We start from the raw sequence: 15,031 nt of genomic DNA, 5'->3' as shown, positions 1-15,031 counted from the left end.
CAATGGAGATTACCACTCTTCAGATTGTGCTGGTGTTCATCGTCGCATGTATCGCGGGTATGGAGTCGGTACTTGATGAATTTCAGTTCCACCGTCCGCTGATCGCCTGTACCTTAATCGGCGCCGTTCTGGGGGACATGAAAACCGGTATTATCATCGGCGGTACTCTGGAAATGATCGCTCTGGGCTGGATGAACATCGGTGCTGCCGTTGCGCCTGATGCCGCACTGGCGTCCATCATCTCTACCGTTCTGGTCATCGCCGGGCATCAAAGCATTGGCGCCGGTATCGCGCTGGCGATTCCGCTGGCGGCGGCAGGCCAGGTACTGACCATTATCGTTCGTACCATCACCGTGGCATTCCAGCACGCGGCGGACAAGGCGGCTGAAAACGGCAACCTGACGGCGCTCTCCTGGCTGCACGTTTCTTCTCTGTTCCTGCAGGCAATGCGTATCGCTATCCCGGCGGTTATCGTTGCCATCTCCGTAGGCACCAGCGAAGTACAGGGAATGCTGAATGCGATTCCTGAAGTCGTCACGGGCGGTCTGAACATCGCCGGCGGCATGATCGTCGTGGTTGGTTATGCGATGGTTATCAACATGATGCGCGCAGGCTACCTGATGCCGTTCTTCTACCTCGGTTTCGTCACCGCGGCTTTCACAAACTTCAACCTGGTCGCACTGGGTGTCATCGGCGCAGTGATGGCTATTCTTTACATCCAGCTGAGCCCGAAATACAACCGTGTAGCGGGCGCGCCTGCAACGGCTGCTGGCAATAACGATCTCGACAACGAACTGGACTAACAGGTGAGCGAAATGGTTGATATGACTAAAACTACCACCGAGAAAAAACTCACTCCGAGCGATATTCGCGGCGTATTTCTTCGTTCTAACCTGTTCCAGGGGTCATGGAACTTCGAACGTATGCAAGCGCTGGGCTTCTGCTTCTCTATGGTGCCAGCGATTCGTCGCCTGTATCCGGAGAATAATGACGCGCGTAAACAGGCGATTAAACGTCACCTGGAGTTCTTTAACACCCATCCTTACGTTGCGGCGCCGGTACTGGGCGTAACGCTGGCAATGGAAGAAAAGCGTGCGAATGGCGCAGAGATTGACGATGGCGCTATCAACGGTATCAAAGTCGGTCTGATGGGACCGCTGGCAGGCGTCGGCGACCCTATCTTCTGGGGTACCGTCCGTCCAGTATTCGCGGCGCTGGGCGCAGGTATTGCAATGAGCGGCAGCCTGCTTGGTCCGCTGCTGTTTTTCATCCTGTTTAACCTGGTGCGTCTGGCGACCCGTTATTATGGCGTGGCTTATGGCTACCGCAAAGGCGTCGATATCGTTAAAGATATGGGCGGCGGCTTCCTGCAAAAACTGACTGAGGGGGCGTCAATCCTCGGCCTGTTTGTCATGGGGGCATTGGTTAACAAGTGGACGCATGTGAATATCCCGCTGGTGGTCTCCACCATCACCGGTCAGGATGGTCAGACACGCGTTACCACCGTGCAAACCATTCTCGACCAGCTGATGCCGGGTCTGGTTCCGCTACTGTTGACCTTTGCCTGTATGTGGCTGCTGCGTAAGAAAGTTAACCCGCTGTGGATTATCGTGGGCTTCTTCGTCATCGGTATCGCCGGCTACTCCGTAGGACTGCTGGGTCAGTAAGGCTGTTGTACACTACCGGGGCCAAACGGCCCCGTTTTTTTATTTCTCTGGAGGATAAATGACTATCACGGACCTGGTGCTGATTCTCTTTATTGCCGCATTATTGGCTTACGCTCTCTACGATCAGTTCATCATGCCCCGTCGCAATGGCCCCACTCTGCTTTCTATAGCCCTGCTCCGCCGCGGTCGCGTAGACAGCGTTATCTTCGTTGGGCTGGTCGCCATCCTTATTTATAACAACGTAACCAGCCACGGAGCGCAGATGACCACATGGTTATTAAGCGCGCTGGCGTTAATGGGGTTTTATATATTCTGGATCCGCACACCACGGATCATCTTTAAACAACGTGGCTTTTTCTTCGCCAATGTCTGGATAGAATATAACCGTATTAAAGAGATGAATTTATCGGAAGACGGCGTACTGGTGATGCAATTAGAACAACGACGCTTGCTTATCCGTGTACGCAATATCGACAATCTGGAAAAAATATATAAACTTATTATTGAAAATCAATAGCTTAAGATATAGCCTCAACTATGTTTTTCGAATTTTATTTCGAATCATAATATAGCTAAGGCTATATTTTCTATTGACCAATTGTTATTTAATTTAACGTTTTATTGATGAATAAATCTAAATGAAAATCGTTTTCAATTAGAAGGCAAATAATATTTTATCGCTGTTGTTTTATATTCTAAAAATATGTTAATGTTGCGCCGTCAATTGGGGAGTAGCCGATTTCCAGACTCCGGAAATGTACGCGTCAACATACTCGTTGCAAAACGTGGCGCGTACGGACCAGCCGCCGCTGGTCAGGCGAGACCATAGGCGCATCAACTGCTGTGTATTTCGTCACAGAATGGCGACATGCATGTTTGCTGGGGGCAGTGATGTGTTTAATGGATACCCCGGTCAGGACGTTGTCATGCACTTTACTGCTACTGTTCTTCTCGCTTTCGGTATGTCGATGGATGCTTTCGCGGCATCAATTGGCAAAGGCGCCACCCTACATAAACCCAAATTCTCAGAAGCGTTGCGTACCGGCCTTATCTTTGGCGCGGTTGAAACGCTGACCCCGTTAATCGGCTGGGGGCTGGGGATATTGGCGAGTAAATTCGTTCTGGAATGGAACCACTGGATAGCCTTTGTTCTGCTGATCTTTCTGGGCGGACGCATGATCATCGAAGGTATCCGCGGCGGTAGTGATGAAGATGAAACACCGTTACGCCGCCACAGCTTTTGGCTATTAGTCACGACGGCTATCGCGACCAGCCTCGATGCGATGGCGGTTGGCGTCGGTCTGGCGTTTTTGCAGGTAAACATCATCGCTACCGCATTAGCTATCGGTTGCGCCACGCTTATCATGTCCACCCTCGGAATGATGATCGGTCGCTTTATCGGCCCAATGCTGGGTAAGCGTGCTGAAATTCTCGGCGGGGTCGTACTGATAGGAATTGGCGTCCAGATCCTCTGGACGCATTTTCACGGTTAACGGTTACGCTGCCAGAGATGAAGGTTGAAATCCGTCTGGCAGCTAAGTCCGGCGCTGGCGGCCAGTTGTTCCCACACGTCTGGCCTGGCGCGCCAGGCAAATGGCGTCATTTGCAACAGTGCTACAGCCGCTTCGGCGGTGAGCTGCATGTGATAAGCAAGGCGGGTACTCTGCTGCAATGTGAATCCGTCGAGCTGCTCGGTATACGGCGCATGTAAACGCACCTCATCATAAATGAGCCCTTTTAGTTCCATCAGATGATGCGGCCCTGGCGTGGCGGTAACGACCCAACCACCAGGTTTCACCACACGCGCCAATTCCTGCGCCTTACACGGGGCGTAGATTCTGATCACCGCATCCATTGACGCATCGGCAAAGGGCAGTCGATGGCTTGACGCCACACAAAACTTCACCTGCGAATAGCGCTTCGCCGCCGCTTTGATCGCCGTTTTAGCAACGTCCAGTCCAAACGTGGTGACTCCCGGCAACGCCTCGGCAAAAGCATGAGTGTAATACCCCTCGCCGCAGCCGATATCCAGAATCGCCGTGGCCGACTGATCCAGCCGCTCGCGCAACAGGTTAATCACCGCATCGCGCAGCGGCTGATAATGGCCCGCATCAAGAAACGCTCTCCTCGCCTGCATCATTTCGGCGCTGTCGCCCGGATCGCGCGAACGTTTATGCTGTACCGGCAGCAGATTGATGTAGCCCTCTTTCGCCACATCAAACTGATGGCGCTGTGGACATATAACGCTGTTATTAATCTGCGTAAGCGGCTGATGGCAAAGCGGACAGGTAAACGACATGACAACTCCGGACTGGGGCGCTAAAGGGCGCAAGTGTAACGCGAATTGCGCCCCGGGAAAATCCTTTACGAGCCCGGAACCGCAACGTGGCTGCCATGCATCACCAGAAGGTGATCTGAATCGGCTGGCATACCGTCTGGCTCAACATTTTCCAGCCGCAGCACATCGCCCATGATCTGGCTGAATACGGGCGCAGATACCGCGCCGCCATAATAAGCCCCGTTTTGCGGATTATTAATCACCACCACCAGCGCAAATCTGGGGTTACTTGCCGGCGCGACGCCTGCGGTATATGCCACATATTTATCGACGTATTTACCATCATCGCCAATTTTTTTCGCCGTCCCGGTTTTGACCGCAATACGGTAGTCTCTTACTGCGGCTTTTGTTCCGCCGCCGCCAGGCAACGCGACGCTCTCCATCATATGTTCCACCTCGTGCACCAGTTCTTCCGGCATTACCCGCGTGCCGATCACGGGCGGATCAACTTTGGTGATCGATAACGGACGGTAGATACCAAAGCTGCCAATCGTGGCATAAACATGCGCCAGTTGCAGCGGCGTCACCATTAATCCATAGCCAAAAGCGAAGGTAGCGCGATCTAAATCACTCCAGTAACGGCGTTTCGGTAATAACCCGCTGCTCTCTCCGGTGAGACCCAGTCCGGTAGGCACGCCGAAACCAAAGCTTTTATAAGTATCCATTAATTTCTGCACCGGCATCGCCAGAGAAAGGTGAGAAACGCCGGTATCGCTGGATTTTTGCAAAATGCCGGTTAATGTCAGTTCCGGATAGTAACCGACGTCGCGGATACGGTGTCTATCGAGAGTAAAAGGATGGGTATCGATAACGCTGTCCGGCTGCACGATGCCCTGCTGTAACGCAGTCATAATGACCAATGGCTTCACAGTAGAACCGGGTTCGAAAGTATCGCTAATCGCGCGGTTACGAAAATCGTCCAACTGCGCGCCTTCACGGTTGTTCGGGTTGAAATCCGGGTAGCTCGCCATCGAGAGAATTTCACCCGTTGGGATGTTAATCAATACGGCAGCGCCGGATTCCGCTTTGTTCCAGATGACGGCGTTATCCAGCGCATCTTCGGTAACCGTTTGCAGACGTTCATCAATGCTAAGCTGAAGTTCATGAGCAGGAACCGGATTCACTTCCGTAATGTTCTCAATAACGTGACCAAATTTATCTTTACGCACCAGTCGGGAGCCCGGTTTTCCCGTCAGTTGCGCGTTAAAGCTCTTTTCAATACCTTCTATTCCCTGCCCGTCGATATTGGTAAAGCCGATCAAATTGGCCGCTACGTGTCCGGCAGGGTAAAAACGGCGCGACTCTTCCCGCAGGTTAATACCCGGTAGATTCAGTTTATCTATCCATTCGGCTTGCTGGGGTGAAACCTGGCGCGCGAGGTAGATAAAACGACCTGCCGGGTTACTGTTTACCCGTTCCGCAAGCGTACTGAGCGACAGATGCAGGGCGCTGGCCAGCGCCTGCCAGCGCTCATTGTAGCCAACGCCGCCTTTGCTTATGATAGTCTTCGGATCGGCCCAGACAGCATTAACCGGAACGCTCACCGCTAAGGGCCGCCCTTCTCTGTCGGTGATCATGCCGCGTGGAGAGGCCGTGGTCACTTCACGAAGCGAGCGCATATCTTCTTGTTTCACCAGTTTCGACGGCGTAACAATTTGCAGCCATGCCACCCGCCCTAACAACAATGCCATACTGAGCAGAATGGCAGTGCAAAGTAGTGCAAAACGTATGGGCGTAAAATTACGGGTATCGCCGTCGCTTTTCTTTTTCACCTGATCTCCAGCCGAATCATTTTTCAGGTGATTGATTTAACGGGAAACGGCCGGAAAAACCAGAAAAAACAATGCTAATAACATCGCGCCTTTGCAACAAATCGCTAACGAGAGCGCATCCAGACACATTTTGAAGGATATTGAATTAAAAAGCCCCGCTTTTAGCGAGGCTTTATATCTGAGGCTGACGCGACAAACGCATCAAATCAGTGGTGTCGATCAGATAGCTGTTACGTTAACAGCAGCCGGACCTTTCTGGCCGTCCTGAATTTCGAACTCAACGTTCTGGCCTTCAGCCAGAGTTTTGAAACCATTGCCCTGGATAGCGGAGAAGTGTACGAACACATCTTTGCTGCCGTCAGCCGGAGTAATGAAGCCAAAACCTTTGGATTCGTTGAACCACTTAACTTGACCTTTAATCTTTGCCATTTGCAAAATTCCTTAGAGTGTTTTCTTTGCCCGTAGGCATAACATAGATAAAACTGAGACATTACTGCTTGAGGCACTAATATAAAGTTCGGCAGAGAAGCGGTATTCAACGTCAACGTGTTTACTCAGGACTTCTTTACTGAAAATGCCACACATAAACAGAACTGTACCTCGTTTAACCCAAAGCCTGTTATCACATACAACGTTAATTATGGCAAGCCATTTTTAAACGTGTCTCGATCCGTCTCACAAATTACGAGAACCTTCACAAATTGACAGCACGTTTATGCAACAAAATTGCGAAAGATATATCCTCACGCGCTGACGGACTCCTGACAACGTCACTGCTGAAAAGCCATTTTTCTACCATAGCTCAATAACTTCGCTTCTTCCAGTGCATCAAATCACATTTAAAAGCTGTATTTTTCATATCACTTTTTATGCTGAGTTATGCATAAATTGTCACAATGATAAAAAACACCTTTTAATCAAAATAATAGAAAAGAAAAGCGATTTTCGACACCGCTTTTTGTGATGTTCTGCGTCTTTACAGAATGCCTTAAAATAATGAACAAACAATGACAATCCATAAAGAGAGAGAAACGTTTCGCTTTTAATAGAGAATGAGCGGTATCACAAAAATGCCATATGTCCATTTGTTATACATATAAAACTATGTTGCATATAAAGCCATATATTAGGTAAGGTGTTGATGCTGTAGTATCAGTTGCAAACGGCAACGCGGAGAGATACGACGGGGAAATGGGGCGTATGGCACTGGCGCCATTTGCGCCCCGGTAAGCATTATCGTTCAGCAACCAGACGAATGATGTCCTCATCCTCTTTCGGTTCTCTTGCCGCTGTTGCGGGTTCCGCTTCTTTTTCTGGTTCGTTTGCTTCGCAAAGGCGGCGTAACAACGCGTTTTGCCGCTTCTGTTGATCCAACAACGCTTCGAGCAGTTCTATCTGCTCGTTGGCACGGGAACTTGCCCGGTTGACAAAGAACCAGAGCGCCAGCCCCACCACCAGAACCACCATTGATACTATTAAAGATGCAAGAGAAAACGCACCAGAGTTTAAAACGTCGTTCATTTCACCACCTCAATGTAGAGACGTCATTCTACCACTGCTACACGGGAAGGAAATCTCTGGTGTAAAACGTTTACCAGGGAATAAATTTATTGATGGCGCAAATACCGCTGAAAAATTGTACATCCTGATCGCACATGATATTAAACACCTGCGCCCACAGCAACAGGCATACTACCACCACGATGCCGAGAACGACCCATCGAAATGTTTTCACTCCACTCTCCGATCTTACATCTTATGTCGCTAAATTATCATGAGTTACTTAAACTAGGAGTAACTGTAGCGGCATTATATGTTTTTAGGAATGATTCACTTGTTTCAATCAATGTACACGCTACTCTTATTCTAACTAAAAAAGAAAAGAGGTAGTAATGCGTTTGATCATTCGCGCAATTGTATTGTTTGCCCTGGTGTGGATAGGCCTGCTGATGAGCGGCTATGGCATCCTGGTGGGAAGTAAAGTGAACGCTGCGGGGCTGGGTTTACAGTGCCATTACCTGACCGCACGCGGCACCAGCACGGCGCAATATCTCCATACCAACAGCGGCATTATTGGCTTTTCCGACTGTCCCATTTTCAGAAAAATCGCCACCGTGGTGGATAATGGCTAAGCGGCAATAAATAATTTCACAGTGAAACTATCACCAATAATTCCCCTATATTGGCTGTTGTTCATAAGTACTGTTAAATAATATTTTAATAACCGTTAAATAAGCCGACAGATATTATCTACTTTTACGATTTCATCCCACCCGATGTTATAAAAAAAGCAGCTACATTTTTCGTAGCTGCTTTTTTTTAACGTCATGCTAATAACGTTGCTTAGAAGGGATAATCGTTGTAACCCATTTGTTCAGAAATTTTACGCGCGGCGGCGTGTAACATAGCCACATATTCCTGTAGGCGTTCTTCTGAAAAACGCAGCGTCGGGAACGAAATGCTTAACCCTGCGATGACTACGCCAAAACGGTCAAATACCGGTACGCCGATACAACGTAATCCTTCTTCCTGTTCTTCGTTATCTTCACCGTATCCTTGCGCACGCACTTCATCCAACAGCGGCAGCAACGCTTCAGTGCTGGTAATCGTGCGTCCCGTGCTTTGCTTATACTCTACGCCGTCGAGAATCTGCTTAACCTCATCACGGTCGCGCCAGGCCAGAAGCACTTTACCGATGGCCGTACTGTACAGCGGATTACGACGCCCAATACGTGAGTACATCCGCAGATTGTACATAGAGTCAATTTTATGGATATAGACAATGCTGTCTTCATCCAGCGCGCCAAGATGGATAGTTTCTTTTGTCAGACGAGACAGTTCGCGCATCTGAATGTCCGCACTGCGGATGAGATCAACATTTTGCAAAGCTCGCGCGCCCAGCTCAAACAGCTTTAGCGTCAGAGAGTATTTTTCAGACTCCCCCTCCTGAGCCACGTAGCCCAGCGTTTTCATGGTTTGCAAAAAGCGATAAACGGTGCTTTTCGACATCATGACGCGCTGCGATAGCTCGGTAATCCCTATTTCACGCTCTTCACCCAGCGCCTGCAGAATGCCGAAAACTTTCAGCACAGAAGATACAGAATCAGGCTGCTTATCCAGATCTGCGTTTGCCATTTATCACCTCATTACGAGCGTTTTATAAAATTCAGAACGAGTTTTTATTATAATTTCACGCCAGGTCGCCCGCAATCCATCTTTGCTTACTTCGTTACAAATCTGCGACATAACAACTCAGTATTAATGCTAACATTATTATTCAGCTCATAATTCCCCTTATTACAAAATACTTATGGAAAAAACACGGGCCGATGGCCTGCCCCTCCCGCAGAGATACGGCGCTATCCTGACGATTATTATCGGTATTTCGATGGCGGTTCTGGATGGCGCAATCGCTAATGTCGCGCTGCCAACCATTGCGACTGATTTACATGCCTCCCCTGCCAGCTCTATCTGGATTGTCAATGCATACCAAATCGCCATTGTCGTCTCACTGCTTTCCCTGTCTTTTTTAGGCGACATGTTTGGTTATCGCCGGATCTACAAATGTGGTTTAGTGGTATTTCTGCTTTCATCATTGTTTTGCGCGCTTTCAGACTCGCTGCAGATGCTGACGCTGGCGCGCATCGCGCAGGGATTTGGCGGCGCGGCGCTAATGAGCGTAAACACGGCGCTGATTCGTCTTATCTACCCCCAGCGTCATCTGGGACGAGGCATGGGAATTAACTCTTTTATCGTCGCAGTCTCTTCCGCCGCGGGTCCGACGATCGCCGCAGCGATTTTGTCCATCTCATCATGGAAATGGCTGTTTCTGATTAATGTCCCGTTAGGTATCATCGCGTTAATTCTGGCCATACGCTTTTTACCAGCAAACATCGCCCATGACACTAAGCCGCGCTTTGACTTACCGAGCGCGGTAATGAATGCGCTCACATTTGGCCTGCTGATTACCGCATTGAGCGGATTTGCCCAGGGACAGTCGCTAACGTTGATTGGCGCAGAGCTGCTCGTTCTGGTCGTGGTCGGGTTTTTCTTCGTGCGCCGCCAGCTTTCTTTGCCCGTCCCTTTGTTACCCATCGACTTGTTACGCATTCCGCTTTTTTCACTCTCGATCGGCACGTCAATTTGCTCGTTCTGCGCGCAAATGTTAGCCATGGTCTCGCTACCTTTTTATCTGCAAACCGTGCTGGGCCGTAGCGAAGTAGAAACCGGCCTGTTATTGACGCCCTGGCCGCTGGCAACGATGGTAATGGCGCCGCTGGCGGGATACCTGATAGAACGTCTTCATGCCGGTTTGCTGGGGGCGCTGGGAATGGTGATAATGGCAGCCGGGTTGTTTGCGCTGGTCATGTTGCCAGCCTCCCCCTCCGATCTGAATATTATCTGGCCGATGATCCTTTGTGGCGCAGGGTTTGGCCTGTTCCAGTCGCCGAATAATCACACCATTATCACTTCCGCGCCGCGTGAGCGCAGCGGTGGCGCCAGCGGGATGCTGGGCACGGCGCGACTGTTAGGCCAAAGTACTGGCGCCGCGCTGGTAGCGCTGATGTTGAACCAGTTTGGCGATAGCGGTACGCATCTTTCTCTGCTCGCAGCGGCGATCCTGGCGACTCTCGCGGCGGTGGTGAGCGGTTTACGTATTACGCAACCACGCGTTCAGGCGTAAAAAAAGCGCGTCATTCGACGCGCTTTTCATACTTGCCAGTGGGCTTATTATTTCAGGTACTCACCGCTACGCAGCGCTTCAATGCGTTTATCCAGCGGTGGGTGCGTCATAAACAGCTCGCTTAACGATTTCGATTTACCGTTAATACAAAACGCCATCATGCTGGTCGCTTCTTGCGGCTCGTAGCTGGTTTTCAGGCGCTGCAACGCGGCAATCATTTTTTCACGGCCAACCAGTTTCGCCGATCCCGCATCGGCATGAAACTCACGGTAACGGGAGAACCACATGGTGATGATGCTCGCCAGAATACCGAAGACCAGTTCCAGCACCGTCGCAACGGCGAAATAGATTAGCGGATTACCGTTACTTCCTTCGCCTTCATCGCGGTTGCCGCCCAGAAAACCAGCAGCAATTTGCGCGATAATGCGCGAAATAAAGATAACGAAGGTGTTAACCACCCCCTGAATCAACGTCATCGTCACCATATCGCCATTGGCAATATGGCTGATTTCATGCGCAATGACGGCTTCCGCTTCGTCAGGGCTCATGTTTTGCAACAAACCGGTGCTCACAGCGACCAATGAGGCGTCACGGCGTGCGCCCGTCGCAAACGCGTTAATGTCCGGCGCATGGTAGATAGCAACCTGCGGCATGGCGATACCGGCCTGGCGCGCTTGCGTTGCTACGGTGTTCATCAACCAGCGTTCTCTTTCATTGCGAGGCTGTTCAATAACTTCCCCTCCTACGGATTTTAACGCCATCCATTTGGACATCAGCAATGAAATAAAAGAACCGCCAAAACCAAACAGCAGCGCCATGATCAGCAAGCCTTGCACGCTGCTCGACTGTATCCCTGTCAGGCTCAGAACCAGCCCGAAAACGACCATCACGGCCAGGTTCGTCAGCAGGAAGAGCGCGATTCGCATCATAATTTTCTTTTAACCTCAATTTAACAAAGCGCACTATGCGATTACCCACATCGTATGGGTCTTATGGCTATTTTCAAGCATCACCAGGCGGTAAGTCACGAGAAAAACACAACTTTACATTTTGTAGCATTATCCTGACGACTTCTGCGCTTGTTAAAAAAAACAGGCACAATTTTTTGTGCCTGTTTAGCGTTACTTATTGGCTGCCGCCTGCTCCGCTGGTTTTTCTTTTTCAAGATGCGCCAGGTCCAGAGCAATCTTCACCGTTTCATCAAGGTACGGGTCCGGCTCCTGGTAATCCTTTGGCAGATCGTCCAGTTTCTTCAGCAACGGTTTACCCTCACGTTTAAACCGATCGTTAATACGCGCCAGACGCAGAGCGTCTTCTTCATTGTTCTCTTTCTCACGCTGCGCATAATTCAGAGAGACGATGTTGCGCTTATCCTTCATGGCATTGAAACGTGCAATATCCTTCATGATGTACTGAAACTCAGGATCTTTGGCGATACGCGCGTTGTGTTCTTTCAATAATTCCGGGCCAAACGGGGCCAAATCGTCCGATTTCACGTATTTCGCCGCATCAATGCTATCCCACGGCAAGGCGTTATCTTCAAATTTTTCTCCGGTTTCCGTCTCTTCATTGCCAGTCGGCATGATGATATCCGGCGTGACCCCTTTACGCTGCGTACTACCGCCGTTGACACGGTAAAACTTCTGAATGGTGTACTGCACCGAACCCAGCGCAGGCCATTCCGGGCGAAGCATCTGATCGTAAATTCGGTTTAGCGAACGATATTGCTGTACCGTCCCTTTACCGAAGGTCGGCTCACCGACAATCAGCGCGCGACCATAATCCTGCATCGCGGCAGCGAAGATTTCCGATGCCGAGGCACTGAAACGATCGACCAGCACCACCAGCGGGCCTTTGTAGTAGACCACGCCGTCGGTGTCGCTATCCTCACGCACTTTGCCGTTATTGTCGCGCACCTGAACTATCGGACCAGAAGGGATAAACAGACCGGAAAGCGAAACGGCTTCCGTCAGCGCCCCACCGCCGTTTGAACGCAGATCGATAACGATGCTGTTAACATTCTGTTTTTCCAGCTTCTGAAGCTGAACTTTGACATCATCGGTCAAGCCAACATAGAAGCCTGGAATATCCAGTACGCCAACTTTTTCCTTGCCGACGGTTTTCACCGACATTTTAACCGCGCGATCTTCAAGACGAATCCGTTCACGCGTCAGCGTGATGATACGCGTTTTCGTCCCTTTACCAGCCGGCAGTATTTCCAGTCGGACCTTGCTGCCTTTTGGCCCTTTGATCAGCGCCACCACATCGTCAAGACGCCAGCCAATGACGTCGACCATCGGTTTTCCGGCCTGCCCTACGCCGACGATACGATCGCCGACGCTAATCGACTTGCTCTTCGCTGCTGGGCCGCCGGCGACCAATGAGTTAATGACAGTGTAATCGTCATCCATTTGCAGCACCGCGCCGATACCTTCCAGAGACAGGCTCATTTCGGTATTAAACTGCTCGGTATTGCGGGGAGAAAGATAATTCGTATGCGGGTCGATTTCACGCGCAAAAGCGGTCATCGCCAGCGAGAACACATCTTCACTGTTGGTCTGCGCCAGGCGGCGAATAGCGAATTTGTAGCGACGCGTCAGCGTTTCGCGAATTTCTTTGTCGCTCTTGCCGGTGAGTTTCAGACTGAGCTCATCGAATTTCACTTTACCATCCCACAGCGCATTTAGCTCAGCCTCATCTTTCGGCCAGGGCGCTTTACTGCGGTCCAGGTTAAACGTATCGTTTCCGGTGAAATCCATTGGCCGTTCCAGCACTTTTAGCGCGTACTGGTAACGTTCAAACCGGCGCTTTTGCGCCAGGTTATAAAGATCGTAAAAAACATCCAGCTTACCCGTGCGCAGCTCATCGCCCAACACGGTTTTCTTTTTCGCAAACTGCTCGACATCGCTCGCCAACAAAACGTTGTGGCTATAGTCGAGAAGATTCAGATAGCGATCAAAGATCTTTGCCGAAAATGCCTCATCCAGATCGAACTGGCGATAGTGGGAGCGGGTAAAACGCGACGTTACGCGCTCGCTCACCGTCGCATGTTGCGTCTCTTCCTTTAGTACGGGAATTTGATCGGCACGCGTAATATCTTCCACGGCGAAGGACTGGCCTGCTAATGCAAGCAGGCCAGCTAACGCGGTAAGCCTAAAAAAAGTGTTCATGCCAGGCCTGGCCTCCGTTTCAGAACACCAGGTGTTCTGCGCGTACAATCAAAGACATACCCGAATTCAGCTGTACACGGACACCATCTTTGGTGATTTCTAATACGGTGGCATCCATCGCATTATTACCCGCTTTCACCTTGAGGGACTGCCCTACGGTCAATACTGAAATATCAGAAACCGGCGTGTGCTTCTCTTCGCGAGGCGCACGCGGCGCTTTCGTCGTCGGTTTATCAGCGCGAGGTTTACGTTCAGCGCCTTCTTTACGACGCGCTACCGGGCGAGGTTTACGCTCGCGTCGCGGCGCGTCTTCTTTTTCGCCAGCCGCCGCGGCAGCTTCGCGTTTTTTCGCTTGCTGCTCTGCGCGCTGCGCCTGAACACGGGCTTTGGCTTCTTCAAGCTGCTTACGCGCATGTTCGACATGCTGTTCTTCCAGCTCGCCGCACGGATTGCCATCAAGGTCGACGCGCGTTGCGCCCGGCTTAACGCCGTACAGGTAACGCCAGCTTGAAGTATAAAGACGTAAAGCGGAACGAAGTTGCGTTTTGCTGAGGTTCATTTCGCCCCCAACTCGCTCTACCAGATCCTGAAAAATACCAATTTTCAGCGGGCGAGCTTCGCCTTCCGCACTAAAACAGTGAGGAAAACGCTCGGCCAGAAACGCGATAACTTCTTTACTGCTATTCAACTTAGGTTGATTTTCCATGAAATTTCCTGATTACAACGGACGTAGCCAACAAGCAGCAGGCATGAACAGGCGTCATTATAATGACGCCATCAGTAATTGCTACGTTATCCGTTGATTATCCTGCAACGCTCGCAAAGAATTTTTTGTAATCCGTCGTTGCAAGCACGGTTTCAAGCTGTGCGACCAGCGTACGCAGGCCGTGTTCATCTTCTTCGGTAAAACGGCCAAACGCTGTGCTATCTATATCCAGCACGCCGATAATCCGTTCGCCAACCGTGACAGGCAGCACAATTTCGGCGTTGCTGGCGGCATCACAGGCAATATGGCCGTCAAACGCATGAACATCATCAATACGTTGAACCTTATTCTGCGCTACCGCTGCGCCACACACGCCGCGACCAACCGGAATCCGCACACAGGCGATTCGCCCCTGAAACGGCCCCAACACCAGCGTATCGCCTTCGAGGAGATAAAATCCCGCCCAGTTCACCTCGGTAAGGCGTTCGAACAGTAGCGCGCTGGTATTCGCCAGCGTGGCCAGAAAGCTGGTTTCACCTGCCATTAACGACTGAAAATCGCGGTTTAACGCCGCGTATAGTTCTGTTTTGCTCATTATATAATCACTTCGTGGTCTTACTCCTAAACACAGGCTATTAAAATAAGCATTAAATGCGTTCTTGCTCAAGATTATTCCTGTCATGAGTTAAGATTA

At 50.5% G+C, this 15,031-nt stretch carries 17 protein-coding genes and 1 riboswitch; of the genes, 6 read left to right on the top strand and 11 right to left on the bottom strand.

All coding sequences use genetic code 11. From position 1 onward, the window contains the following. The first annotated feature begins 2 nt into the window (after window positions 1-2). The 4 genes from manY to mntP all read left to right on the top strand — a co-directional run bounded on the left by manY (window position 3) and on the right by mntP (window position 3,160). Window positions 3-803 (top strand): PTS mannose transporter subunit IIC, encoded by an 801-nt coding sequence (gene manY, locus N7E69_RS19030; protein WP_000406920.1) that lies wholly within the window; start codon window positions 3-5, stop codon window positions 801-803. Window positions 804-815: 12 nt separating this feature from the next. Next, window positions 816-1,667 carry a PTS mannose transporter subunit IID gene (locus N7E69_RS19025; RefSeq protein ID WP_001518647.1) on the top strand — a complete coding sequence of 284 codons (852 nt, stop codon included), beginning with the start codon at window positions 816-818 and terminating at the stop codon, window positions 1,665-1,667. Between the two features lie 58 nt (window positions 1,668-1,725). Then, entirely contained in the window at window positions 1,726-2,184 is a 459-nt protein-coding gene (locus N7E69_RS19020; RefSeq protein WP_000156283.1) for a DUF986 family protein, read from the top strand. A gap of 196 nt (window positions 2,185-2,380) precedes the next feature. Continuing rightward, window positions 2,381-2,482: riboswitch (yybP-ykoY riboswitch) on the top strand. A 111-nt stretch (window positions 2,483-2,593) separates the two neighbouring features. Further along, window positions 2,594-3,160, top strand: a complete 567-nt coding sequence (mntP, locus tag N7E69_RS19015; RefSeq protein ID WP_001518359.1) for a manganese efflux pump MntP — start codon at window positions 2,594-2,596, stop codon at window positions 3,158-3,160. On the opposite strand, the gene rlmA is transcribed toward mntP, so the two are convergent. The 6 genes from rlmA to mgrB all read right to left on the bottom strand — a co-directional run bounded on the left by rlmA (window position 3,157) and on the right by mgrB (window position 7,512). Beyond that, window positions 3,157-3,966, bottom strand: a complete 810-nt coding sequence (gene rlmA / locus N7E69_RS19010; protein ID WP_000010923.1) for a 23S rRNA (guanine(745)-N(1))-methyltransferase — start codon at window positions 3,964-3,966, stop codon at window positions 3,157-3,159. The genes mntP and rlmA overlap by 4 nt on opposite strands. 65 nt (window positions 3,967-4,031) lie before the next feature. Beyond that, complete coding sequence (gene ftsI / locus N7E69_RS19005; RefSeq protein ID WP_000730323.1) at window positions 4,032-5,777, bottom strand: peptidoglycan glycosyltransferase FtsI; 1,746 nt, start codon at window positions 5,775-5,777, stop codon at window positions 4,032-4,034. 219 nt (window positions 5,778-5,996) lie between these two features. Continuing rightward, window positions 5,997-6,206, bottom strand: coding sequence for a transcription antiterminator/RNA stability regulator CspE (cspE, locus tag N7E69_RS19000; protein WP_001062678.1), 210 nt, complete (start codon window positions 6,204-6,206; stop codon window positions 5,997-5,999). Between the two features lie 12 nt (window positions 6,207-6,218). Continuing rightward, complete coding sequence (locus N7E69_RS18995) at window positions 6,219-6,362, bottom strand: DUF2627 domain-containing protein (protein ID WP_001675517.1); 144 nt, start codon at window positions 6,360-6,362, stop codon at window positions 6,219-6,221. Window positions 6,363-7,010: 648 nt separating this feature from the next. Then, window positions 7,011-7,298 carry a YebO family protein gene (locus N7E69_RS18990; protein WP_001000659.1) on the bottom strand — a complete coding sequence of 96 codons (288 nt, stop codon included), beginning with the start codon at window positions 7,296-7,298 and terminating at the stop codon, window positions 7,011-7,013. Window positions 7,299-7,368: 70 nt separating this feature from the next. Then, complete coding sequence (gene mgrB / locus N7E69_RS18985; RefSeq protein ID WP_000847421.1) at window positions 7,369-7,512, bottom strand: PhoP/PhoQ regulator MgrB; 144 nt, start codon at window positions 7,510-7,512, stop codon at window positions 7,369-7,371. A 157-nt stretch (window positions 7,513-7,669) separates the two neighbouring features. Between mgrB and yobH the strand changes: the two genes are divergently transcribed. Next, complete coding sequence (yobH, locus tag N7E69_RS18980; RefSeq protein WP_001236777.1) at window positions 7,670-7,909, top strand: invasion protein YobH; 240 nt, start codon at window positions 7,670-7,672, stop codon at window positions 7,907-7,909. Window positions 7,910-8,120: 211 nt separating this feature from the next. On the opposite strand, the gene kdgR is transcribed toward yobH, so the two are convergent. Then, window positions 8,121-8,912 carry a DNA-binding transcriptional regulator KdgR gene (kdgR, locus tag N7E69_RS18975; protein WP_001262195.1) on the bottom strand — a complete coding sequence of 264 codons (792 nt, stop codon included), beginning with the start codon at window positions 8,910-8,912 and terminating at the stop codon, window positions 8,121-8,123. Window positions 8,913-9,087: 175 nt separating this feature from the next. Between kdgR and N7E69_RS18970 the strand changes: the two genes are divergently transcribed. Next, entirely contained in the window at window positions 9,088-10,461 is a 1,374-nt protein-coding gene (locus N7E69_RS18970; RefSeq protein ID WP_000416139.1) for an MFS transporter, read from the top strand. Between the two features lie 47 nt (window positions 10,462-10,508). On the opposite strand, the gene htpX is transcribed toward N7E69_RS18970, so the two are convergent. The 4 genes from htpX to N7E69_RS18950 all read right to left on the bottom strand — a co-directional run bounded on the left by htpX (window position 10,509) and on the right by N7E69_RS18950 (window position 14,932). Next, window positions 10,509-11,390, bottom strand: a complete 882-nt coding sequence (htpX, locus tag N7E69_RS18965) for a protease HtpX (RefSeq protein ID WP_000984498.1) — start codon at window positions 11,388-11,390, stop codon at window positions 10,509-10,511. A 192-nt stretch (window positions 11,391-11,582) separates the two neighbouring features. Continuing rightward, a complete protein-coding gene (gene prc / locus N7E69_RS18960; RefSeq protein WP_001091237.1) occupies window positions 11,583-13,631 on the bottom strand; it encodes a carboxy terminal-processing peptidase in 2,049 nt (682 codons plus the stop codon). 19 nt (window positions 13,632-13,650) lie between these two features. After that, window positions 13,651-14,337, bottom strand: coding sequence for an RNA chaperone ProQ (gene proQ / locus N7E69_RS18955; RefSeq protein WP_000431401.1), 687 nt, complete (start codon window positions 14,335-14,337; stop codon window positions 13,651-13,653). A 97-nt stretch (window positions 14,338-14,434) separates the two neighbouring features. After that, complete coding sequence (locus tag N7E69_RS18950) at window positions 14,435-14,932, bottom strand: GAF domain-containing protein (RefSeq protein ID WP_001518229.1); 498 nt, start codon at window positions 14,930-14,932, stop codon at window positions 14,435-14,437. Between the last annotated feature and the right edge of the window lie 99 nt (window positions 14,933-15,031).

It is taken from the genome of Salmonella sp. 3C, assembly GCF_025426275.1.
In the GTDB taxonomy this organism is placed as follows: Bacteria; Pseudomonadota; Gammaproteobacteria; order Enterobacterales; family Enterobacteriaceae; genus Salmonella; species Salmonella enterica.
The sequence above is the reverse complement of the archived record's forward strand: the minus strand, read 5'-3'. Positions and strand labels throughout refer to the sequence as shown.